The sequence below is a fragment of the Pseudomonas sp. GM79 genome (assembly GCF_000282495.1).
Taxonomy (GTDB): domain Bacteria; phylum Pseudomonadota; class Gammaproteobacteria; order Pseudomonadales; family Pseudomonadaceae; genus Aquipseudomonas.
Genome location: NZ_AKJE01000051.1, coordinates 1 through 22,045 on the forward strand (window position 1 = coordinate 1; position 22,045 = coordinate 22,045).

General features: G+C 58.9%; 17 protein-coding genes. 11 read left to right on the top strand and 6 right to left on the bottom strand.

Going from position 1 to position 22,045, the window contains the following annotated elements:
- Positions 1-144: 144 nt before the first annotated feature.
- From PMI36_RS14055 to PMI36_RS14045, 3 genes are all read left to right on the top strand, one after another.
- Complete coding sequence (locus PMI36_RS14055; RefSeq protein ID WP_008072325.1) at positions 145-1,998, top strand: Lnb N-terminal periplasmic domain-containing protein; 1,854 nt, start codon at positions 145-147, stop codon at positions 1,996-1,998.
- A gap of 222 nt (positions 1,999-2,220) precedes the next feature.
- Positions 2,221-2,577: a hypothetical protein gene (locus tag PMI36_RS14050; protein ID WP_008072326.1), complete on the top strand. Its 357-nt coding sequence runs from the start codon at positions 2,221-2,223 to the stop codon at positions 2,575-2,577.
- Positions 2,578-2,647: 70 nt separating this feature from the next.
- Complete coding sequence (locus PMI36_RS14045) at positions 2,648-3,142, top strand: GreA/GreB family elongation factor (protein WP_008072327.1); 495 nt, start codon at positions 2,648-2,650, stop codon at positions 3,140-3,142.
- A 186-nt stretch (positions 3,143-3,328) separates the two neighbouring features.
- Here the strand turns inward: PMI36_RS14045 and ettA are convergent, their stop codons facing one another.
- Positions 3,329-4,993: an energy-dependent translational throttle protein EttA gene (ettA, locus tag PMI36_RS14040; RefSeq protein ID WP_008072328.1), complete on the bottom strand. Its 1,665-nt coding sequence runs from the start codon at positions 4,991-4,993 to the stop codon at positions 3,329-3,331.
- A gap of 282 nt (positions 4,994-5,275) precedes the next feature.
- On the opposite strand from ettA, the gene PMI36_RS14035 reads away from it, so the two are divergent.
- Both PMI36_RS14035 and glyA read left to right on the top strand, forming a co-directional pair.
- Complete coding sequence (locus tag PMI36_RS14035) at positions 5,276-9,124, top strand: bifunctional diguanylate cyclase/phosphodiesterase (protein ID WP_008072329.1); 3,849 nt, start codon at positions 5,276-5,278, stop codon at positions 9,122-9,124.
- A gap of 222 nt (positions 9,125-9,346) precedes the next feature.
- On the top strand, positions 9,347-10,600 hold the full coding sequence (gene glyA / locus PMI36_RS14030; RefSeq protein WP_007895259.1) for a serine hydroxymethyltransferase: 1,254 nt from the start codon (positions 9,347-9,349) through the stop codon (positions 10,598-10,600).
- 134 nt (positions 10,601-10,734) lie between these two features.
- Here the strand turns inward: glyA and PMI36_RS0129630 are convergent, their stop codons facing one another.
- Entirely contained in the window at positions 10,735-11,043 is a 309-nt protein-coding gene (locus PMI36_RS0129630) for a hypothetical protein (RefSeq protein WP_032830462.1), read from the bottom strand.
- Here PMI36_RS0129630 and PMI36_RS14025 point away from each other — a divergent pair.
- Genes PMI36_RS14025 through PMI36_RS14015 form a run of 3 tightly spaced genes read left to right on the top strand, consistent with a single transcriptional unit; the run spans position 11,042 to position 13,847 of the window.
- Positions 11,042-12,355, top strand: coding sequence for a C4-dicarboxylate transporter DctA (locus PMI36_RS14025; protein ID WP_008072331.1), 1,314 nt, complete (start codon positions 11,042-11,044; stop codon positions 12,353-12,355). The two genes, PMI36_RS0129630 and PMI36_RS14025, sit on opposite strands and share 2 nt — an antisense overlap.
- A 53-nt stretch (positions 12,356-12,408) precedes the next feature.
- On the top strand, positions 12,409-13,113 hold the full coding sequence (locus tag PMI36_RS14020) for a FadR/GntR family transcriptional regulator (RefSeq protein WP_008072332.1): 705 nt from the start codon (positions 12,409-12,411) through the stop codon (positions 13,111-13,113).
- A gap of 26 nt (positions 13,114-13,139) precedes the next feature.
- Complete coding sequence (locus PMI36_RS14015; RefSeq protein WP_008072334.1) at positions 13,140-13,847, top strand: GntR family transcriptional regulator; 708 nt, start codon at positions 13,140-13,142, stop codon at positions 13,845-13,847.
- 130 nt (positions 13,848-13,977) lie between these two features.
- On the opposite strand, the gene yjiA is transcribed toward PMI36_RS14015, so the two are convergent.
- The 3 genes from yjiA to PMI36_RS14000 all read right to left on the bottom strand — a co-directional run bounded on the left by yjiA (position 13,978) and on the right by PMI36_RS14000 (position 17,380).
- The gene (yjiA, locus tag PMI36_RS14010; RefSeq protein ID WP_008072335.1) at positions 13,978-14,949 is read right to left on the bottom strand and encodes a GTPase; all 972 of its coding nucleotides are present in this window, start codon (positions 14,947-14,949) and stop codon (positions 13,978-13,980) included.
- 161 nt (positions 14,950-15,110) lie between these two features.
- Positions 15,111-15,308 (bottom strand): YbdD/YjiX family protein, encoded by a 198-nt coding sequence (locus tag PMI36_RS14005; protein ID WP_007895266.1) that lies wholly within the window; start codon positions 15,306-15,308, stop codon positions 15,111-15,113.
- A gap of 14 nt (positions 15,309-15,322) precedes the next feature.
- Positions 15,323-17,380: a carbon starvation CstA family protein gene (locus tag PMI36_RS14000; RefSeq protein ID WP_008072336.1), complete on the bottom strand. Its 2,058-nt coding sequence runs from the start codon at positions 17,378-17,380 to the stop codon at positions 15,323-15,325.
- Between the two features lie 386 nt (positions 17,381-17,766).
- On the opposite strand from PMI36_RS14000, the gene PMI36_RS13995 reads away from it, so the two are divergent.
- Positions 17,767-19,128, top strand: a complete 1,362-nt coding sequence (locus tag PMI36_RS13995; RefSeq protein WP_008072337.1) for a cache domain-containing protein — start codon at positions 17,767-17,769, stop codon at positions 19,126-19,128.
- A 33-nt stretch (positions 19,129-19,161) separates the two neighbouring features.
- Positions 19,162-19,794, top strand: coding sequence for a response regulator (locus tag PMI36_RS13990; protein ID WP_008072339.1), 633 nt, complete (start codon positions 19,162-19,164; stop codon positions 19,792-19,794).
- A 7-nt stretch (positions 19,795-19,801) separates the two neighbouring features.
- Here PMI36_RS13990 and PMI36_RS13985 read toward each other — a convergent pair whose 3' ends face one another.
- Complete coding sequence (locus tag PMI36_RS13985; protein ID WP_032830465.1) at positions 19,802-20,323, bottom strand: transporter suffix domain-containing protein; 522 nt, start codon at positions 20,321-20,323, stop codon at positions 19,802-19,804.
- A 194-nt stretch (positions 20,324-20,517) separates the two neighbouring features.
- On the opposite strand from PMI36_RS13985, the gene PMI36_RS13980 reads away from it, so the two are divergent.
- The gene (locus PMI36_RS13980) at positions 20,518-22,041 is read left to right on the top strand and encodes an efflux transporter outer membrane subunit (protein ID WP_008072342.1); all 1,524 of its coding nucleotides are present in this window, start codon (positions 20,518-20,520) and stop codon (positions 22,039-22,041) included.
- Positions 22,042-22,045 lie beyond the last annotated feature (4 nt).

Here is a 22,045-nt window from a genome sequence, read left to right on the forward strand (position 1 = left end):
GTGTCAGGCAACATCAATGTTGACTGTGCCGCCGTCTTCGCGAGCAAGTCGAATCGTCGCACCGCCGCTCCCACATGGATTGCGCTTAACTGACTGGCATTGGCCCCTTTGGGTCTTTGTTTCTTTCGACTTAAGTTGCTCACTATGCTCAAACGCCTTGCCTGGCTGGCGCTCTGTGTCTGCGCCCCGCTGTCCGCCGCGCCACCTATCGACAATCAACGTTTGCAGCAACTGGCCAACGACCCCTTCTGGATTTCCCTGGGGCATTACGAAACCGCCAAGCTCGGTAGCTGGCGCAGCTATGTCAGCGACAAGAAATTCTTTCTCGCCCCCGATGGCAACGAACACCCCGACCGTGAACTGGCGGCGACCGTGCAGGCACTGTATGCCCCAGCCAGTGCCGGCGAGCAGCATGCCCAATGCGTCTATCCGGCCCGCACCCGCTGGCTCAAGGCACAGCTTGAGCTGAGCGATCTGCCGACACCGGACTGCGCCGAGTTCAAGCAATGGTTCAAGGATGTTGCGCCCCACAGCGCGGTGATGATTTTCCCGGCGGCCTACCTGAACAGTCCATCGTCGATGTTTGGTCACACCTTGCTGCGCATCGATCAGGCCAATGTGCAGAGTGACAAGACATCGCTACTCAGTTACGCGATCAACTTCGGCGCCTACATCGAAGGTTCGGACAACAGCATTCTGTATGCCTGGAAAGGTCTGATGGGTGGCTATCCCGGGCTGTTCGCGTTGGTGCCGTATCAGGAAAAGCTCTCGGAATACCGTAGCCTCGAGAACCGCGATCTGTGGGAGTACCGCCTGAACCTGACGCAGCAGGAAACCGAGCGCATGGTCGAGCACGTCTGGGAACTCAAGCAGATCCAGTTCGACTACTTCTTCTTTGACGAAAACTGCTCCTACCGCCTGCTTGAGCTGCTGCAAGTGGCACGTCCGAGCCTGCAGTTGACCGAGCAATTCCCGTTGACGGCCATCCCCACCGACACGGTCAAAGCGGTGAAAGAAGCCGGGCTGGTGGAATCGATCGAGTATCGCCCGTCCCGTGAGCGTGAACTGCTAAGCCGCGCCGAGCCATTAACCGTTGAAGAGCAGGAGTGGGTGCTGAACGTCAGCGCCGATCAGACGCAATTGCAGACTCCGGCGTTCAAGACCCTGCCTCGCGACCGTCAGGCGTTGATCATCGATGCGGCTTATCGTCTGGAGCGTTATCGCGCCAATGGTCAGGAGCGTGACCCGCAACGGGCTCAACGCAGTTTCGAATTGCTGCGCGCAATCAATCAAAACCCGCCCCCGGAGCTGGAAATTCCGCAACCTGGCTTGCCCGAGGACGGTCACGAATCGCGCACCTGGCAGGCCGGCATCGGCACTCGAGGCGACAAAGCCTTCGGCGAATATGGCCTGCGCATGGCCTATCACGACCTCAATGACAACATGGAAAGCTTCCCCCTCGGCGCGCAGATCGAAATTCTGCAAATGAAGCTGCGCCAATACGAAGGCAATGACTGGCAGTTGCAGCAACTGGACCTGGCGACCATCCGCTCGCTGACGCCTCGCAATGAATTGTTGCAGCCGCTGTCGTGGCAAGTCACCGGCGGCCTGGAGCGCGTACCGGGCAAGCATGATGACGAAACCCTGGTCAGCCATGTCAATGGCGGTGGCGGCGGGACCTGGCAGCTGGGTGACGACATGCTCGGTTTTGCCTTGGGCACCGTGCGTGTGGAGCATAACAACGACTTCGCCGCGTTCATCGCACCGGCGGCGGGCTTCAATAGCGGCCTACTGTGGAAAAACCCGCTGGGCAATTTCAGCCTGGAAGCCAAGGGTGATTACTTCACCAATGGCGAAGTGCGCCGCAGCATGAGCCTGAATCAGCAGTGGGAATTGTCACGCAATCTTGGGTTGCGCCTGAGCGCCCAGCGCGAATTCAGCCACCTGGCTTCGCCCGAAAACGAAGTGATGCTTGAGGTGAAGTGGTATCACTATTGACGCAAATCCCTTGTGGGAGCGGCGGTGCGGCGATCCGACTTGCTCGCGAAGGCGGAGTGTCAGTCGGCATCAATGTTGACTGACATTCCGCCTTCGCGAGCAAGCCCGCTCCCACATTGAATCCTTGTACGCCCACAGATTAATCACAAGCCTTTCACATACACCCGACAAATCCGCTTCTAAACTTCCCTTAGAGACCGTTGAACGGCTCGGGAGTCCGGGATGTGGCGTTGCGTGGGTGTGTTGGGGTTATTGGTAGTGATCACGGGGTGCGAGTCGACCCACGAGGATCTGATCGCCAAGGGTTATCCGCCGGCGTTCGCCGATGGCTTCGATGACGGTTGCATCAGTGGCCGGCAAGCCGCCGGGGCGATCACCGGTGAGTTTCGCAAAAATGTCCCGCGTTACCTCAAGGACAAGCAATACGCCGAAGGCTGGACCGATGGCTTCCGTCAGTGCCAGGCCATGCGTGAAAACGAGGATCGTAACGAGTACAAGGACCGCCATTGGGACGAGCGCGAACGGGCCTGGCAACAAGAGAAAGACAGGGACGCCGCGCGAGCCTATCGCTCGCAATAAGTCGTTTACAGACATTCGTCGAAACTTAAAGCCTGCGACCATGGCCCAAACCCTATAACGGGAGAACAGCATGAGTCGCGCCTTCGTCAATGAAGATAACGCCGCCGCGCAAGCCGATCAGCCAGTCGAACGGCAGGTCAGCGCGCAGCCCAATTACGTCACGCCAGCGGGCCTGGCGCAGCTTCAGGCAAAAGTTGCCGAGCTGCAAAGCCTGCTTGATCAGGAAAGCGCCAAAGGTGAGCTGGCCGATAAGCAGCGCCAGGCCGACCTCGATCGCGACTGGCGCTACTTCAAGCAGCGCCTGCAAAGCGCCCAGGTGGTCGCACAAGCCTCCTCGACCGACAAAGTGCAGATCGGCAACTGGGTGACCTTTGCCGACGAACACGATCATGAGCAGCGCGTGCAATTGGTCGGAGAAGACCAGGCGGATGCCACCCATGGCTTGATCAATTGGAGCTCGCCACTGGGTCGGGCGTTGCTCGGGGCGAAAGTGGGCGATGAGGTGTTGTGGAAGCGACCGGCGGGGGATTTGGTGATTGAGGTGTTGGCCATAGAGATTGGGTGATCTCCAGGCCGCCTTCGCGAGCAAGCCCGCTCCCACAGGGGATCTCGAGCGTTCTCAAAATCCGAACCTGAAGCAGATCCCTGTGGGAGCGAGCTTGCTCGCGAAGGCCGCGCCGCGGTCTTACTGAATACCCATAAAAAAACGGAGCCCCGAAGGCTCCGTTTTTTCTATGCGACCAACCTGAAATCAGGCCAGTTTCTTGTGCCGTACCCGGTGCGGCTGGGAAGCCGCTTCGCCGAGGCGTTTCTTGCGATCGGCTTCGTACTCGGTGTAGTTGCCTTCGAAGAACACCGCTTGCGAGTCGTCTTCGTACGCCAGGATGTGAGTCGCGACGCGGTCAAGGAACCACCGATCGTGGGAGATCACAATGGCGGCGCCCGGGAAGTCCAGCAAGGCTTCTTCCAGGGAACGCAGGGTTTCAACGTCGAGGTCGTTGGACGGTTCGTCGAGCAGCAGGACGTTGCCGCCCTCTTTCAGGGTCAGGGCCAGGTGCAAGCGACCACGCTCACCACCGGACAGGTCCTTGACGAACTTCTGCTGATCGCCGCCCTTGAAGTTGAAGCGACCAACATAGGTGCGCGACGGGATTTCGTAGTTGCCGATGCGAATCTGATCGGAACCATCGGAGATCTGCTGGAACACAGTCTTGCTGCCATCCAGGTCTTCACGGCTCTGATCGACGCACGCCAATTGCACGGTTTCGCCGACTTCGATGCTGCCCGAATCCGGTGTTTCCTTGCCCATCAGCATGCGGAACAGGGTCGATTTACCGGCACCGTTACCGCCGATCACGCCAACGATGGCGCCTTTAGGCATGGAGAACGACAGGTTGTCGATCAACACGCGATCGCCGTAGCCCTTGCTGACGTTCTTGAACTCGATAACCTTGTCGCCCAGGCGCGGACCGGCCGGAATGTAGATCTCGTTGGTTTCGCTGCGCTTCTGGAATTCCTGCGATTGCATTTCTTCAAAGCGTTGCAGACGCGCCTTGGATTTGGACTGGCGGGCCTTGGCGCCTTTGCGCACCCACTCCAGTTCTTCCTTCATGGCCTTTTCGTGAGCCGATTGCTGCTTGGATTCGGCCGCCAGACGATCGGACTTGGCTTCGAGCCAACCCGAATAGTTGCCCTCGTACGGGATACCGGCGCCGCGGTCGAGCTCGAGGATCCAGCCGGCGACGTTGTCCAGGAAGTAACGGTCGTGCGTGATCGCAACCACGGTGCCCGGGAAATCGTGCAGGAAGTGCTCCAGCCAGGCGACGGAATCGGCGTCCAGGTGGTTGGTTGGTTCGTCGAGCAGCAGCATGTCCGGTGCGGACAGCAGCAGGCGGCACAGGGCCACACGACGCTTTTCACCACCGGACAGGACTTCGACCTTGGCATCCCACGCCGGCAGACGCAGCGCATCGGCGGCGACTTCCAGTTGGCGATCCAGGTTGTGACCGTCGCTGGCTTGCAGGATGGCTTCAAGCTTGGCCTGTTCTGCCGCCAGTTTGTCGAAATCTGCATCCGGTTCAGCGTAGGCCGCGTAAACCTCGTCCAGGCGTGCCTGAGCGTCCTTGATCACGCTGACCGCTTCCTCGACCACTTCACGCACGGTTTTGGTCGGGTCCAGAATCGGTTCTTGCGGCAGGTAGCCAATATTCAGGTCCGGCATCGGACGGGCTTCACCGTCGAACTCTTTATCGACGCCCGCCATGATTTTCAGCAGCGTGGACTTACCCGAACCGTTGAGACCGAGTACGCCGATCTTGGCGCCAGGGAAGAACGACAGCGAAATGTTTTTCAGGATTTCCCGCTTCGGCGGAACAACTTTGCCCAGCCGATGCATGGTGAAGACGTATTGAGCCATGGAGAACCTTGGGTCAGTGACTGATGAATGATTGGAGCGCAGGCGATGCCCGGCCAGGCCATGCGCGTCGTTCGTTTGATGGGTATCAAAGCGTGCGCGCTGAAAAAACCTCTAGGAGCTGGAACGCTCCCGCGTAACCGGCAAAGCTACCTTATTGATAGAAGGCAGTCCAGCCGAGCGGGGGCTGGCACTTCGCCACAACTCAAGGCATGCTAGCCGCCCTTCGGGCGTCCGGCTTATAGTGCACGTCGCGCCAGTCCAGCCAAACCGCAGGATTACAGTTTGTCTAATGTCTCTCCGCCATCGTCCGTGAGCGCACTCAATCCTGCGACCGGCTCGCCCCTGCGCGGAACCTTGAAGGGCGCGCTGGCAACCCTCGTGCTGTTGCTGCTCGCACTGCTGTTCTGGCAGCTGCTGGATCAGCTTCGTGAAACCCAGAAAAACCAGCGCCAATACACCATCGACTACTCCGCCGATCTGGCTGCGCAAGTCAGCCTCAACATGGCGCTCAATGCCCAGATCGCCCTCAACCTGCTACCGATCATCGAACAACCACAAAGTCCCGACGAACAGCAGGCATTGCTGCGCAAACTGCAGAAATCGCTGCCCGACCTGCGCAGCCTGGCTCTGCTCAGTCCCTCCGGCAAAATCCTCAGCGACAGTGCCGCCGACAGCCCGGACGCCCATTACCTGAGCGAACTGGTTCAACGCAGCCGCGCCCAGGCCCACTATTTCAGTAATGCCGACGACGGCTCAGTGGTGCATCTGCTCCTGCATCAGGCCAGCGGCAGCAGCCGCGGTTATTGGGCCCTGCGTCTGACACCGACGTTTTTCTCCTCATTGACCAAACAGGGCGACGCCGGCATCCGCCCCCTGTGGCTGGTGGAAAACCGTATCAATCATCAGATTATCAGCCGCGATGACACCCAGCCCTCGGCCAAGCCGGCCGTGCTGACAGCCGACGAACTGGCCAACAGCGTGTTGACAGTCCCTCTGAGCAGCAGCGACTGGCAATTGCGCGGGCTGTTCGACCGCCAACGGGTGCTCGAACAACTGCTGCCGGCGTTCATCGGCAAATGCCTGCTGGGCCTGGCCCTCTCCTTGTTACCGTTCATCGCTCTGCTGAGCATTCGTCGCCGTCAACGCCTGTTGCATGAAGGCCGCCGACGCTATCAGGACATTTTCGAAGGCACCGGCGTTGCGCTGTGCGTGCTCGACCTGTCCGGGCTCAAAAGTATCTTCGACAGGGCTCAACTCAACAGCAGCGAGCAGTTGAAGGCCTGGCTCCAGACACCGGAGCAACGCCAGCAACTGCTGCAGGAACTGCGCATCACCGAGGTCAACCAGGTTGCCCTGCAATTGCTCAACGTCAATTCCTGCGATCAAGCCTGGAAACTGCTGATCGACGGCTGCCCATTGGACTGCACAGCCATCGGCAATCAAGTGCTCGAAGCGGTGCTCCAGCAGCAGAAACAGCTTGAGCTGGAAATCAAACTCCAGGACGCCAATGGCCGCGACCAGCATTTGTGGCTGGTACTGCGTCTGCCGGAAGATCAGGCCGACTACAAAGCGGTGATCCTGAGCATCAGCGACATCACCAGTCGCAAGCTCATCGAATTGTCGCTGCTGGAGCGTGAAGGGTTCTGGTCCGACGTGGTGCGCACCGTGCCGGATCATCTGTATGTGCAGGATGTAATCAGCCAGCGGATGATCTTCAGCAACCATCACCTGGGGCAAACGCTGGGTTACAACCGCACCGAACTGCACCAGATGGGCGAGTACTTCTGGGAAATCCTGTTGCACCCCGAGGATGCCGACTACTACCACCGATCACGCCAGTCCCAACGTCACGCGGGTTACACCCAACTGATGCAATGCCAGCTGCGTTTCCGCCATCGCGATGGCAAATGGCGGCGTTTCGACATTCGCGAACAGGCCCTTGCCCGGGACAAACACGATCAGGTCACGCGCATCATTGGCGTGGCCAAGGACATCACCGAGCAGATCGAAGCCAGTGAGTCCCTGCGCGACAGCGAGCAGCGTTACCGGATGCTCGCCGAGAGCATCAGCGACGTGATTTTCTCCACCGACAGCAAGATGTCGCTCAATTACGTCAGCCCCTCGGTACAAGCCGTGCTGGGTTTCGACGCCGACTGGATATTCCAGAACGGCTGGCAATCGACCATCGCCAACCCGCAACAACTGACCGGCATCTACAGCCTGATGGACCGGGTCAGCAAAGCGCTGGATAAGCCCGAACAATTGGCGCTGCTGCGCAGCCAGGTGCAGACCCAGCTGTTTCTGTTCGACTGCCTGCGGGCCGACGGACGCAAGATTCCCATCGAGCTGCGTCTGGTGCTGGTCTGGGACGAACATGGCGCCTTTGAAGGTGTGCTCGGGGTCGGCCGCGACATCAGCCAGCAACGTCGGGCCGAGAAGGACCTGCGCATGGCGGCCACGGTATTCGAGCACTCGACCTCGGCGATTCTGATCACTGACCCGGCCGGCTACATCGTCCAGGCCAACGAGGCTTTCAGTCGCGTCAGCGGCTATGCAGTGGCCCAGGTCCTCGACCAGTTGCCGAATATGCTCACCGTCGATGAGCAGCAGGAAGCCCATCTGCGCTATGTGCTCAAGCAATTGCATCAGCACAGCACCTGGGAAGGCGAAGTCTGGCTCAAACGACGCAATGGCGAGCATTACCCGGCCTGGGTCGGGATTACGGCGGTACTCGACGATGAGGGCGATCTGGCCAGCTACGTGTGTTTCTTCAGCGACATCAGCGAGCGCAAAGCCAGTGAACAACGGATTCACCGCCTCGCTTATTACGACGCCCTGACTCACCTGCCCAACCGCACGCTGTTCCAGGATCGCCTGCACACCGCGCTGCAATCGGCTGAACGGCAGAAGTCCTGGGTGGTGCTGATGTTCCTCGACCTCGACCGTTTCAAGCCGATCAACGACTCCCTGGGCCACGCCGCCGGCGACCGCATGCTCAAGGAAATGGCCACGCGCCTGCTTGGTTGCGTCGACGATGACGACACCGTGGCACGCATGGGTGGTGATGAGTTCACTTTGCTGCTGCAACCGCGGGTCAACCGGGAGATCGCGTTGAACCGGGCGATTCACGTGGCCGAACAGATCCTCGCCAGCCTGGTGAAACCGTTCGTGCTGGAAGGCCGCGAGTTCTTTGTCACCGCCAGTATCGGCATCGCCCTGAGCCCTCAGGACGGCAGCGAACTCAGTCAGTTGATGAAGAACGCCGACACCGCGATGTACCACGCCAAGGAGCGTGGCAAGAACAACTTCCAGTTCTATCAGGCCGACATGAACGCCAGCGCCCTGGAGCGTCTGGAGCTGGAAAGCGACTTGCGCCATGCCCTGGAGCAAAATGAATTCGTGCTGTACTACCAGCCGCAATTCAGCGGCGATGGCAAACGCCTGACCGGTGCCGAAGCCCTGCTGCGCTGGCGTCACCCACGACGTGGCCTGGTACCGCCGGGGGATTTCATTCCGGTGCTCGAAGAGCTCGGGCTGGTGGTGGACGTCGGCGACTGGGTGATCAGCGAAGCCTGCCGTCAGCTCAAGACCTGGCATCAAACCAAGGTGCGGGTGCCGAAGGTTTCGGTGAATATTTCGGCCCGGCAGTTCTCCGACGGACAGCTCGGCACCCGGATCGCCACCATCCTCAAGGAAACCGGCCTGCCGCCGGCGTGCCTGGAGCTGGAGTTGACTGAAAGTATTCTGATGCGCGAAGTCAGCGAAGCGATGCACATCCTCGCCGGGTTGAAAAACCTTGGCCTGAGCATTGCAGTCGACGACTTCGGCACCGGTTATTCATCGCTCAACTACCTCAAGCAATTCCCGATCGACGTGCTGAAAATCGACCGCACCTTCGTCGATGGCCTGCCCTCGGGTGAACAGGACGCGCAAATTGCCCGGGCGATCATCGCCATGGCCCACAGCCTCAATCTGGCGGTGATCGCCGAAGGCGTGGAAACCCACGAGCAGCTCGACTTCCTGCGTGAGCATGGTTGCGATGAGGTTCAGGGGTATCTGTTTGGGCGGCCGATGCCGGCGAGTCGGTTTGAGGCGCAGTTCAGTAACGATGCGTTGTTCATGTTTGATTGAGATTTTGTAGTGAGGCAGACGGCCTCTTCGCGAGCAAGCCCGCTCCCACAGGGGAACGCATTTCAAGGTGGGAGCGGGCTTGCTCGCGAAGGGGCCCGTACAGGCACCGCAAATCCTGCGCATGAACACCACTTGTCTGCGACATGATGTCCTTTCATATGCCATCTAAAACCCATTGGGTTAGAATGCCCCCCTTTTCTGCCCCGATCCTTGAGGACCGCCATGTTCAGCCGTGATTTGACTATTGCCAAGTACGACGCCGACCTTTTTGCCGCCATGGAGCAAGAAGCTCAGCGCCAGGAAGAACACATCGAGCTGATCGCTTCGGAAAACTACACCAGCCCTGCGGTGATGGAAGCTCAAGGCTCGGTACTGACCAACAAGTACGCCGAAGGTTATCCGGGCAAGCGCTACTACGGCGGTTGCGAGTTCGTCGACGTGGTTGAGCAACTGGCCATCGACCGTGCCAAAGAACTGTTCGGCGCCGATTACGCCAACGTTCAGCCACACGCCGGTTCCCAAGCCAACAGCGCCGTTTACCTGGCTCTGCTGCAAGCGGGCGACACTATCCTGGGCATGAGCCTGGCCCACGGCGGTCACCTGACCCACGGTGCCAGCGTTTCGTCCTCGGGCAAGCTGTACAACGCTGTTCAGTACGGTATCGATGCCAACGGCCTGATCGACTACGACGAAGTCGAACGTCTGGCGGTTGAGCACAAGCCAAAAATGATCGTGGCCGGTTTCTCTGCCTACTCGCAGATCCTCGACTTCCCGCGTTTCCGCGAAATCGCTGACAAAGTCGGTGCCTACCTGTTCGTCGACATGGCTCACGTGGCCGGTCTGGTCGCCGCTGGCGTCTACCCGAACCCGGTTCCATTCGCTGACGTCGTGACCACCACCACCCACAAGACCCTGCGCGGTCCACGTGGCGGCCTGATCCTGGCTCGCGCCAACGCCGACATCGAGAAGAAGCTGAACTCCGCCGTATTCCCAGGCGCCCAGGGTGGCCCGCTGGAGCACGTGATCGCTGCCAAGGCGATCTGCTTCAAGGAAGCGCTGCAACCTGAGTTCAAGGCCTACCAGCAACAAGTGGTGAAAAACGCCCAGGCCATGGCCGGCGTGTTCATCGAGCGCGGTTTCGACGTGGTGTCGGGCGGTACTCAGAACCACCTGTTCCTGCTGTCGCTGATCAAGCAGGAAATCTCCGGTAAAGACGCCGACGCCGCACTGGGCAAAGCGTTCATCACCGTGAACAAGAACTCGGTACCGAACGATCCACGCTCCCCGTTCGTCACCTCCGGTCTGCGTTTCGGTACACCGGCAGTGACCACTCGCGGCTTCAAGGAAGCAGAGTGCAAAGAGCTGGCCGGCTGGATCTGCGACATCCTGGCAGATCTTTCCAACGAAGCGGTGATCGACGCCGTTCGTGAGAAGGTCAAGGCTATCTGCAAAAAGCTGCCGGTGTACGGCGCTTAAGTGCTCCGCTAAACCGCAGCAATGAAAAAACCGGCCAGTGATGGCCGGTTTTTTTTTCGTCTGCCATAAAGATCAAAAGATCAAAGGATCGCAGCCTTCGGCAGCTCCTACAGAGGTTGTGTACATTCGTGAAATCATGGGTGTACGCGGTTTTGGTAGGAGCTGCCGAAGGCTGCGATCTTTTGATCTTGATCTTGATCTGAATCGGTTTCTCCTACGCCGAAAAACAAGATCAAAAGATCGCAGCCTTCGGCAGCTCCTACGCGGCTTTGGCCGCTGGTCAGACCGGTCATGCCAATTTTTCGATTCCCACTTGTAATCCTGAAAAAATCCAGCGTAGACTGCGCCTGCACTGGACATACCGGTAAGACCACAATAATTAAGTCCTGAATCTGATGCGCATCGCGCACGGCAGCCAGGACACCGACCAGGATTCCTCCCATGCTCAGATGGTGCTCGCGTTCAATCTTCCTTCAAGTGGTTCTCGGACTGGTGCTCGGCATCGTCTGCGGGCTGACCCTTCCCGAATACTCCGCCCAACTCAAACCTCTCGGCGACGGTTTCATCAAACTGATCAAGATGCTCATTGGTCTGATCGTGTTCTGCGTGGTGGTCAGCGGCATCAGCGGTGCCGGTGACCTGAAGAAGGTCGGACGCATCGGCCTCAAATCGGTGATCTACTTCGAAATACTGACCACCATCGCCTTGGTGATCGGCCTGGTGTTCGCCTTCACGACCGGCATCGGCAGCGGTGCGAACATTCATCTGGAGCAACTCTCCGCCGCCGACATGGGCGACATCGCCCAGCGCGGTCAGCACATGCAAACCACCTCCCAGTTCCTGATGAACCTGATCCCGACCTCGGTAATCGGCGCCTTCGCGGAAAACAACATTCTGCAAGTCCTGCTGTTTTCGGTGCTGTTCGGCAGCGCGCTGAACCTGGTGGGCGAAGCAGCGTCGGGTATTTCCCGGCTGATTAATGAGCTGAGCCACGTGATCTTCCGCATCATGGGCATGATCGTGCGTCTGGCGCCGATCGGCGTGTTCGGCGCCATCGCTTTCACCACCAGTAAATATGGCCTGGATTCGCTGCAGCACCTGGGCAGCCTGGTCGGTCTTTTCTACATGACCTGCGTAGCGTTTGTGACATTGATTCTCGGCCTGGTGATGCGCCTTTCGGGCCTGAAGATGTGGCCGCTGCTCAAGTACCTGCGTGAAGAATTGCTGATCGTCATGGGCACCGCTTCTTCCGACGCCGTGCTGCCACAAATCATGCGCAAGCTTGAGCATCTGGGCATCGGCAGCTCCACGGTCGGGCTGGTGATTCCGACCGGATACTCGTTCAACCTGGATGGTTTTTCGATCTACCTGACCCTGGCCATTGTGTTCATCGCCAATGCCACCGGCACGCCGCTGGCCATGACTGACCTGCTGACGATTCTGCTGGTGTCGCTGATCACCTCCAAAGGTGCCCACGGGATTCCCGGCTCGGCGCTGGTGATTCTCGCAGCGACACTGACGGCCATTCCGGCGATTCCAGTGGTCGGGCTAGTGCTGGTATTGGCAGTGGACTGGTTCATGGGCATCGGCCGGGCGCTGACCAACCTGATCGGCAACTGCGTCGCCACGGTGGCCATCGCCCGTTGGGAAAAGGACATCGATATCCAGCGAGCGAACAAAGTGCTTTCCGGTCAGGTGGGTTATACCTTCCAGCCCAGGAAACCGGTGGTCCCGGCGCATCAGCAGGAATTTTAAACTACGTGTGCCTGCCCAAGGTCAGGCACATTTATCACGACTTGGAGCGAACAGTGATTACCTCGTCAACCGTTGTAAATTCGGTGGTAGAAAAACTTCGGGCCGCCCTGGCCCGCGGTCAGTGGCGCTCCGGCGAGATGCTGCCGGGTCAGCGTGAACTGGCCGAGCAACTGGGCATTAGCCGCCCGAGCCTGCGCGAAGCGGTCATCGTGCTGGAAACCCTCGGGCTGGTGCGCTCCATGCCGGGCAAAGGCGTGGTGGTGCTGGAAGCCAATCTCAGCGACAGCCAAAGCCACGACAGCGCGGTGGCCGGGGCCAGCCTGGAAGACGTGCTGCAACTGCGCTACACCCTCGAACCCTTCATCGTCGGCCTGGTTGCACAATCCATCAGCAGCAAGGAAGTCGGGCAACTGCGCCTGACCCTGATGGACATGCGCGAAGCCCTGGAGGCCAACGACAGCGAAGCCGGGGTCAGCGCCTACATCGCGTTCCACGAAGAACTGTTCACCCTGACCTCGAACCCGATCTTCCAGAGCGTTGTGCAGCAGACCAGCAACGCCCTCAAGCAAAGCGCCGAGGTGCTACGCAATTCGCCAGAGCATCTGGCTGAACGCCTTGAAGAAAACGAAGCCGTGGTACGGGCCATTCGCAGCAAAAACAGCGCCCAAGCCAGCGCCGAGATGCGTCGGCACATCCTGCGCGAAGGCCAGCGGATGGGCATCGAATTGAACATTCCGGATGACCACCTCGGCAGTTGACCCCCTCTTCGAACTGGAGACAGGCCATGAACAGCTTCGCCTCACCACAGATATTCACTGCCCTGCCCTTCTCCCGAACCGACACCGGGAAACCGCCGCCGGATGATCTCTATTCACGGATCTTCGACGCCATTCTCGAACAGCGCATCCATGCAGCCAGTCGTTTTACCGAGGACAGCCTGGCGCAGATGTTCAGCGCTCGACGCAGTGACATTCGTGGCGTGCTGACGCAGTTGTCCCATCAGCAGATCATTATCCTTCGCACCAACCATCGTCCCCGAGTCGCCGCGCCCGATGCCGAGCAGATTCGCCAGACGCTGCATGCCCGACGACTGACCGAAATCACGCTGGTTCGACTGGCCTGCCAGCGGCCTCGCCCACAAGACTTGGAACGCCTGCGCGACTTGATCGACAGCGAGCGCCAATACACAGCACGTGGTCCGGCCATTCGATTGTCAGGGGAATTTCATCTGCAATTGGCCGAAATGGCGGGGAACGCACCGTTGGCGCATTTTCTCGGCACTCTGGTACCGCTGACTTCGCTGGCGATTGCACAGTTTGATGCGCAGGTAGGCGGTGATTGCGCGCGGAAGGAGCACACGGCGATTGTCGATGCAGTGGAGCGTAGGGATGTTGTGATGGCCGAAATGTTGATGAACCGGCATCTGGATCATCTTGACGAAAAACTGCTGAACGCTGGATCGATAGTCAGCCAGAGTCGTGTCGTCGGTTAGATCGCCTTCGCGAGCAAGCCCGCTCCCACATTGGTTTTGTGTCGCGCCGGATAGAGCGGGCAATACAGATCAAATGTGGGAGCGGGCTTGCTCGCGAAAGCGGCCTCAAACACGCTGAAGATACCTGAGCTTACTCAGCCGCGACCCGCGCAAACCCCTCGCGAATTTTCTCTTCCGGCAATTCATCGGCAATAAACACGATCACGCTTTCCCGCGCCTCATCGTCCGCCCACTCGGTATCCCAATCGAAACCGTACAACTTCAGCACCCCTTGGAACACCATGCGCCGCGGTTCGCCAAGAATGTTCAAAACACCTTTGTAGCGCAGCAATTGCTTGCCGTGGTCTTCCAGCAGTTCGTTCATGAACTCACTGAGTTTGTCGATATCCAGCGGCTTGTCGGTGCGCAACACCAGGCTGGAGATACGGTCGATGGACGGTGCCTTGCTCACTGGACGCAGACTCATTCCACCACCGAGGTCGGCGTTGAGGTTGAAGCCGCGCACGTCCAGCAGTTCGGCCAGATCAATCTTGCCGTGGTCGACCACGCGGATTGGCGCGCGACGGTTGATGCGGGTCAGGCGTTCGCTGAGGGCGGTGAAGGTCGGCTCGTCCACCAGATCCCGTTTGCTCACCAGCAAGCGGTCGGCAAAGCCGATCTGTGCCTGGGCAATGGTCTGGGTCAGGTGCAGGTCGGCGTGGGCCGCGTCCACCAGGGTGATGATGCCGTCGAGGATGTAGCGCTCACGCAGTTCTTCGTCAATGAAGAAGGTTTGCGCCACCGGGGCCGGGTCGGCCAGACCGGTGCATTCGATTACCAGACGATCGAAGGCGATTTCGCCGCTGTCCAGGCGTTCGAGCAGCAGGTACAGCGCCTTGGTCAAATCGGTGTGGATGGTGCAGCAGACGCAGCCGTTGGACAGCGTCATCACTTGCACCGGCTCGTCTCCCAACAGTTGGGTGTCGATACCGGCATCACTGAATTCGTTTTCGATCACGGCGATTTTCAGGCCGTGCTCGGCTTTGAGCAGATGGCGCAAGAGCGTGGTTTTTCCCGCGCCGAGAAAGCCACTGAGGATTGTTACTGGAATGGGAGAGGACAAACGGGTTCTCCTGTTTCACAAAGTTAAGAAACAACACAAAACAAATGTGGGAGCGGGCTTGCTCGCGAAGAGGTCGTGTCAGTCGACATTAATGTTGAATGACACACCGCGTTCGCGAGCAAGCCCGCTCCCACAGGGATTGCATCAGCCAGGCTGTTGCATCAACAGCACTTCGGCCCACCCTTGCCACCGTAACGGGCTTCCTGACGTTCGCGAAAGAACATCTCGTAGCTCATCACCGGTTTGTCCGGGTGTTTGGTTTGCATATGCTCGACGTAGTTGTCGTAGTCGGGCATGCCGACCATCAGGCGCGCGGCCTGACCGAGGTATTTACCGAGGCGACTCAGGTCATTGAACATGGTGCAATCCTCGATTACGCGTCCGGCTGAGCCTGGAACGGTGATTCTTTATCCGAACGTTCTTTTTTACCCCAGGCAGCAATGCCGACCTTGAGTGCAAAGAAAAGGATGCTGAACACCACGAGCAAAAACAGCACGGTCAGCGTTGCGTTGGTATAGGCGTTATAGATTACATGCTGCATCTGCTCGATGCTCTTGGCCGGGGCCAGAATCTGGCCGTTAGCCAACGCATCGCTGTATTTTTTCGCCAACGCCAGGAAGCCGATTGCGGGGTTGGCGTCGAACAGCTTGATGAAGCCTGCGGTGGTGGTGCAGATCAGCAACCACACGGCGGGCAACATGGTGACCCAGATGTAGCGTTGGCGCTTCATTTTGATCAATACGACAGTCGCCAGCATCAGCGCGATACCCGCCAGCATCTGGTTGGAAATGCCGAACAGTGGCCACAAGGTGTTGATGCCACCCAGTGGATCGATCACGCCTTGGTACAGCAGGTAACCCCACATCGCCACGCAACCTGCGGTTGCGATCAGGTTGGCAGTCCAGGACTCGGTGCGTTTGAGCGCAGGCACGAAGGAGCCGAGCAAATCCTGCAGCATGAAGCGCCCGGCACGGGTGCCCGCGTCCACCGCGGTCAGGATGAACAGCGCTTCGAACAGGATCGCGAAGTGGTACCAGAACGCCATGGTGTTTTCACCCGGCAGTACACTGTGCAGGATCTGCGCGATACCGACCGCCAGGGTCGGCGCACCACCGGCACGCGCCAGGATGGTGGTTTCACCGATGTCCTTGGCCACCGCTTGTAGCGCTTCCGGCGTGATCGCGAAGCCCCAGTTGCTGACCGCTTGCGCTACCGCCACCACATCACCGCCGACCACGGCCGCCGGGCTGTTCATAGCGAAGTACACGCCTGGCTCAATCACCGAAGCGGCCACCATCGCCATGATCGCCACAAAGGACTCCATCAGCATGCCGCCATAACCGATGTAACGGGCGTTAACTTCGTTATCCAGCAACTTCGGCGTGGTGCCGGAGGAGATCAGCGCGTGGAAACCGGACACCGCGCCACAGGCAATGGTGATGAACAGGAACGGGAACAACCCACCCTTCCACACCGGCCCGGTGCCGTCGATGAACTGGGTCAGTGCCGGCATTTTCAGCTCGGGCATGGTGATCAGAATGCCGATCGCCAACGCGACGATGGTGCCGATTTTGAGGAAGGTCGACAGGTAGTCACGCGGCGCCAGGATCAGCCATACCGGCAACACTGCCGCCACAAAACCATAACCGATCAGCATCCAGGTGATCTGGACTCCGGTAAAGCTGAATGCCTTGGCCCAGACCGGGTCAGCGGCAATCTGCCCGCCCAGCCAGATCGAACCCAACAGCAACGCCACGCCGATCACCGAGATTTCACCGATGCGACCCGGACGGATGTAGCGCATGTAAATACCCATGAACATCGCGATCGGGATGGTCGCCATCACCGTGAAAATACCCCACGGGCTTTCGGCCAGGGCCTTGACCACGATCAGCGCCAGCACCGCGAGGATGATGATCATGATCAGGAAGCAGCCAAACAGCGCGATGGTCCCGGGGATGCGGCCCATTTCTTCACGGACCATGTCGCCCAGGGAACGACCGTTGCGGCGGGTGGACATGAACAAAACCATGAAGTCCTGAACCGCACCGGCCAGCACCACCCCGGCAATCAGCCACAGCGTACCGGGCAGGTAGCCCATCTGCGCCGCCAAGACCGGACCGACCAGCGGCCCCGCGCCAGCGATCGCTGCAAAGTGGTGTCCGAAGAGCACGTGTTTGTTGGTCGGCACGTAGTCCAGACCATCGTTGTTGAGTACGGCGGGAGTGGCTCGATTGGGATCGAGCTGCATCACCTTGGTGGCGATGAACAGGCTGTAATAGCGGTATGCGACGAGATAAATAGCGACTGCTGCGACTACGATCCAGAGGGCGTTGATGGCTTCGCCGCGGCGCAGGGCCACGACACTTAGCGCAAACGCTCCCAGGACAGCCACGGCAAACCAGGCGAGGTGTTTAGCCAGACGGGGCATAGCGTGTCTCCTGCCGACAGCCAGTGGCTGCGGCGGTAATTATTATAATTGTGTCCGCAGTGCGGAGCGGGCCCAATATCCGCCCATGCTGTCGACAAATAAATCCGCGTTACTACGTACGCGGCATCTACGTAGTTCTACGTAGATGACGCTGATCTCTCGGATGAAATGCAACACCTGTGGGAGCGGGCTTGCTCGCGAAGGCGGTATATCAGACGACATCGATGTTGAATGACAGATTGCATTCGCGAGCAAGCCCGCTCCCACAAGGTTCTGCGTTTTCATCACAGCCGCAGGTCATTCTGTCCAGCATTGCTACTGGAGGCGCGTAACTTTGGCATATGATGCCGGGCCTTCGCCTTCCCTCGGTCTGGCCAGGAGTAGAGATGCAGCTCAAACACAAAATCGTCGCGCTCGGGATTCTGCCGCTGGTGTTGGCGATCGCGGTCATCTGCGCGCTGGTGATTTCCCTGAACCGGCAACTGGGTGATCAACAGGCGCAACTGATCGAAGACAGCATTCTGGCCAGCAAGCGCGCAGAGCTGAAAAACTACGTCGAAATGGCCCAGAGCCTGATCGCGCCGCTGTACGACAACGGCCGGGGTGACGCGCGCGCGCAGCAACAAGTGCTCGAAGAACTGCGCAAGCTCAGCTTTGGCATCAACGGCTACTTCTTCGTCTACGACCGCGAAGGCCGCAGTCTGATGCACGCGCGCCAGTCAGAGCTTGTAGGCAAATACCTGTGGGACATGACTGACCCTCACGGTTTGCCGGTGATCCAGGCGTTGCTCAAAAGTGCGCAATCGGGCGAAGGTTTTCAACGTTACGCCTGGAACAAACCCTCTTCCGGCCAAGTGACCGACAAGCTCGCTTACGTGGTGATGCTGGACCGTTGGGGCTGGATGCTCGGCACCGGCATCTACCTTGAAGACGTCGAACGCGCCACCCAACAAGCACGTGCCGAGGTGGCTCAGGGTATCCGCAAAACCATGCTGGCGATTGCCGCGGTGGCCCTTGTGGCAGTGTTGTTTGTCTTCGCCAGCGGCATGACGCTGAACGTCAGCGAACATCGCCTGGCCGACAAGAAACTCCAGCGCCTGACTCAACGCATCGTCAGCTTGCAGGAAGAAGAGCGGTCGCGGGTTTCCCGAGAACTGCACGACGGCATCAGCCAGCTGCTGGTGTCGATCAAGTTTCAGTTCGAACTGGCCAGCCATGTGCTGGAGAACGGACAAGATAAAGGATTGAGCATTTTAAGAGACGCCACGCAGCGCCTCGGGGAAGCGATTGGTGAAGTTCGCAGCCTGTCTCACGACCTGCGCTCGTCACTGCTCGACACCCTCGGCCTGCCGGCGGCAATCGGTCAACTCGCCGCAGAATTCGAGCAACGCAGCGGTCTGGTCGTGACCTTCAACGATAACGAATTCGACTGTCATCTGGTCGATGGCGCCGCCGTCTCGTTGTTTCGCATCGTGCAAGAAGGCCTGACCAATATCGAACGCCACGCACAAGCAAAAAACGTCATCATTACCCTGCACGGTTCTGAAAAGGCCGTACGTTTGACAGTGGTCGATGACGGTATCGGTTTCAACGTCGCCCAAGTCGAACGTCGTCACGCGGGCATTGGCCTGCGCAACATCCGTGAGCGTGTCGAGCATTTTGGCGGTCGATTCGACCTGACCTCGACGCCGGGAAGAAGTGAGCTGGACGTGCTGCTGCCGATGAAACTGCCCGGTACAGAACGCTGACTCAGCCCATAACAATTAGAGTGAATGCCTGCGATGAACCTGCCCTACCCGATCCGCGTCGCCCTGGTTGACGATCACTCCCTGGTCCGCGACGGAATCAAATCGCTGCTGGGGGTCATGACGCAGCTGGAAGTGGTGGGAGAAGCCGAGAATGGCGCCGATGCCATTGAAATGGTCGGGCGCTGCCAGCCGGATCTGTTGCTGGTCGACATCAGCCTGAAGGACATCAATGGCCTTGAGCTGACGCGGTTGTTACGCAGCCAATACCCGTCGCTCAAGGTGTTGGTGCTGAGCATGTACGACAACTATGAATACGTGAGTGAATCCGTTCGCTCGGGTGCCAGCGGCTATGTGCTGAAGAATGCGCCTTCACGGGAAATCATTGCGGCAATCGAAGCCATTGTCAGCGGCGGGACGTTCTACAGTGCCGAGATCGCACAGCGGCTCATTGCCGATAAAAGTAGCGACAACGAGCTGACTCCGCGCGAAAGCCAGGTGCTGTACAAGATGGCTCAGGGGCTGAACAACAAGGAAATGGCTCGCGAACTGGATATCAGTGTGCGGACTGTAGAAACTCATCGCCTGAGCATCCGTCGCAAGCTCAACATCGACAAACCCGCCGCCCTTGTAAAGTACGCGATCGATCATGGGATCATTTCGCGCTAGAGGCGATTCACACCGCGCTCGTATTAACGACACGTGCCGTGCGAATAAACAACGCGCGTACCTTGTCCCAGAAATTCCCCCCCAGCACGAAAATGCTGCCGATCAACATGGCATCGCCCAGCGCCTGGAGCTGCCAGATATTGGGTCTCAGCCCCGGCCAGATAGTATCTATGTAAGGTTCGAGAAATCCCGAGATCAGTGGCAGGCAAAACATCACGAGGCCAATTCTATGGCGAGCCGGACCTACTTCCACGTCTGCCGGTGCAAGTGTGGAGACGTAACCGAACATACTGCGCTTGAGTTGCTGAAAGCCGGATTTGCCCATGATCGCAATGACGAGAATCAACAGAACTTTGTTGCTGATAAACAAAACGCCTGTCAGTGCTGCGATCTTTGAGCCGGGCACATCCACTGCCGCAGCGAGAGGCACCAGCAGCCAGGATCCCAGCATCAAACAAATAATCGCGATGCCCAGTTTGAAGCGCCAACCAGCGGAACTAGGTGCATTATCATCCTGAGGGTTGCTCATGGTCTTCTTAACCTTCATTTTTTGGCCTGGATTAATGGATCTTCAGAAGCGTAGCAGTTAGTCGATCCCAGATCATTCAACATGACCTTGTATTTGTCGCAGCTGTACTAACCTAAGCGAACCAGTAACCAACGCCATTTCAATATCAGGTATGTTCGGATGACGTTTTCCCAAGATCTACTATCAGTGCACCGATGCTGACGCGCTCTAGCCCATTGCTTCTGCTGCTCGTCCTTGGTCTTGGCGGTTGCGTCCGTCTGGGGCCGGATTTTCAGCCCCCCGGCGAAGTCTGGACAAAACTCTGGAGCAGCCCCGCGCTGGAGCAAGCCAGCCAACGAAGCCTGAACCCCGACATTCGCCAGTGGTGGCAGGTGTTCGCCGACCCGGTCCTCGACGCGCTGATCGCCGAATCGGATGCGCACAATTCCAACCTGAAAATTGCCGGCCTTCGCGTCATGGAAGCCCGCGCCCGGTTGGGTATTGCGCAAAGCGGGCGTTATCCGCAACTGCAACAGGCCAGCGCCGACAGCCTGTACTTCAACCGCAAGCAGTCCGGCGGCAATAACCCGCAAGACAGCCACTTCTGGCAACACAGCGCGGGCTTTGATGTCGGCTGGGAACTGGACTTCTGGGGGCGTTTCAGTCGAGCCATCGAGTCCTCCGATGCCAGTTACTTCGCGGCTCAGGCCAACTATGAAGACGTCCTGGTACTGCTGCGTGCTCAGGTGGCCGATACCTACTTTTCGTTGCGCACCACCGAGGCGCGATTGCGCGTCGCTCGAGAAAACGCCGAGCAGCAAAAGCGCAACTTTGAGATCACCGAAAAACTGTTCAACAGTGGCCAGAGCGCCGAACTCGACGTGCAACAAGCCAAGACCCAATACCTGGGCACCTTGAGCAGCATTCCGGATTTTGAGGCGCAAGTAGTGCGCACCCGTAACGCGCTGGCTGTGCTGATCGGACAGCCCCCCAGCGCCCTGCCCCAATTGCTTGAACACGAGGGACTGATCCCGCTGGTGGACCGAGCCGTGCTGCAAGACGTGCCGGCCAACCTGTTGTTGCGTCGACCGGACGTGCGCGCTGCCGAACTCAATGTCGCGGCCCAGTCGGCTCTGATCGGTGTCGCGCAAACCGACTTCTATCCGTCGCTGACCTTGCTGGGCAGCATTGTCTGGACCACCGATACGTTGAGCGGCACCTCCAACAGCCTGGACCTGATCGGCGGTCCCAGTTTACGCTGGAACCTGTTTGACCACGGCCAGATCAGCAACAACGTGCGTATACAGGATGCGCGGTTGCAGCAGCTGATTGAGGTCTATCGCGAGAAAGTCCGCCAGGCCGCACGAGAGGCCGATGATGCTGCCAGCAGCTTGATCAAATCGCTGGAACGCGAGCGCATTCTGGGTGAGGCACAGGTCGCCGCCGCGCGTTCGTTGAGCCTGGCCAACACCCAATACCGGGAAGGTTACTCGGACTTCCAGCGCGTGCTGGACGCTCAACGCGCATTGCTCGAACAGCAGGACAATTACCTGCTCAGCCGCAGTAATGCCGTGAGCAACCTGATCGCTCTGTACAAAGCCCTTGGCGGTGGGTGGTACAGCGCCCAGCCGACAGTCGATCAAAACACTCGCCAACAAATGGAACAACGTACCGACTGGGGCAACCTGCTGAATGAGCCGGCCCCTTCGCAAGCCTCCTATCCCGAGCCAGAAGGTTAAAGCC

Coding starts and splice junctions, on each gene's coding strand:
- PMI36_RS14055 (WP_008072325.1), top strand. CDS start 145: ATGCTCAAACGCCTTGCCTGGCTGGCGCTCTGTGTCTGCGCCCCGCTG.
- PMI36_RS14050 (WP_008072326.1), top strand. CDS start 2,221: ATGTGGCGTTGCGTGGGTGTGTTGGGGTTATTGGTAGTGATCACGGGG.
- PMI36_RS14045 (WP_008072327.1), top strand. CDS start 2,648: ATGAGTCGCGCCTTCGTCAATGAAGATAACGCCGCCGCGCAAGCCGAT.
- ettA (WP_008072328.1), bottom strand. CDS start 4,993: ATGGCTCAATACGTCTTCACCATGCATCGGCTGGGCAAAGTTGTTCCG.
- glyA (WP_007895259.1), top strand. CDS start 9,347: ATGTTCAGCCGTGATTTGACTATTGCCAAGTACGACGCCGACCTTTTT.
- PMI36_RS14025 (WP_008072331.1), top strand. CDS start 11,042: ATGCTCAGATGGTGCTCGCGTTCAATCTTCCTTCAAGTGGTTCTCGGA.
- PMI36_RS0129630 (WP_032830462.1), bottom strand. CDS start 11,043: ATGGGAGGAATCCTGGTCGGTGTCCTGGCTGCCGTGCGCGATGCGCAT.
- PMI36_RS14015 (WP_008072334.1), top strand. CDS start 13,140: ATGAACAGCTTCGCCTCACCACAGATATTCACTGCCCTGCCCTTCTCC.
- PMI36_RS14005 (WP_007895266.1), bottom strand. CDS start 15,308: ATGTTCAATGACCTGAGTCGCCTCGGTAAATACCTCGGTCAGGCCGCG.
- PMI36_RS14000 (WP_008072336.1), bottom strand. CDS start 17,380: ATGCCCCGTCTGGCTAAACACCTCGCCTGGTTTGCCGTGGCTGTCCTG.
- PMI36_RS13995 (WP_008072337.1), top strand. CDS start 17,767: ATGCAGCTCAAACACAAAATCGTCGCGCTCGGGATTCTGCCGCTGGTG.
- PMI36_RS13990 (WP_008072339.1), top strand. CDS start 19,162: ATGAACCTGCCCTACCCGATCCGCGTCGCCCTGGTTGACGATCACTCC.
- PMI36_RS13985 (WP_032830465.1), bottom strand. CDS start 20,323: ATGAGCAACCCTCAGGATGATAATGCACCTAGTTCCGCTGGTTGGCGC.
- PMI36_RS13980 (WP_008072342.1), top strand. CDS start 20,518: ATGCTGACGCGCTCTAGCCCATTGCTTCTGCTGCTCGTCCTTGGTCTT.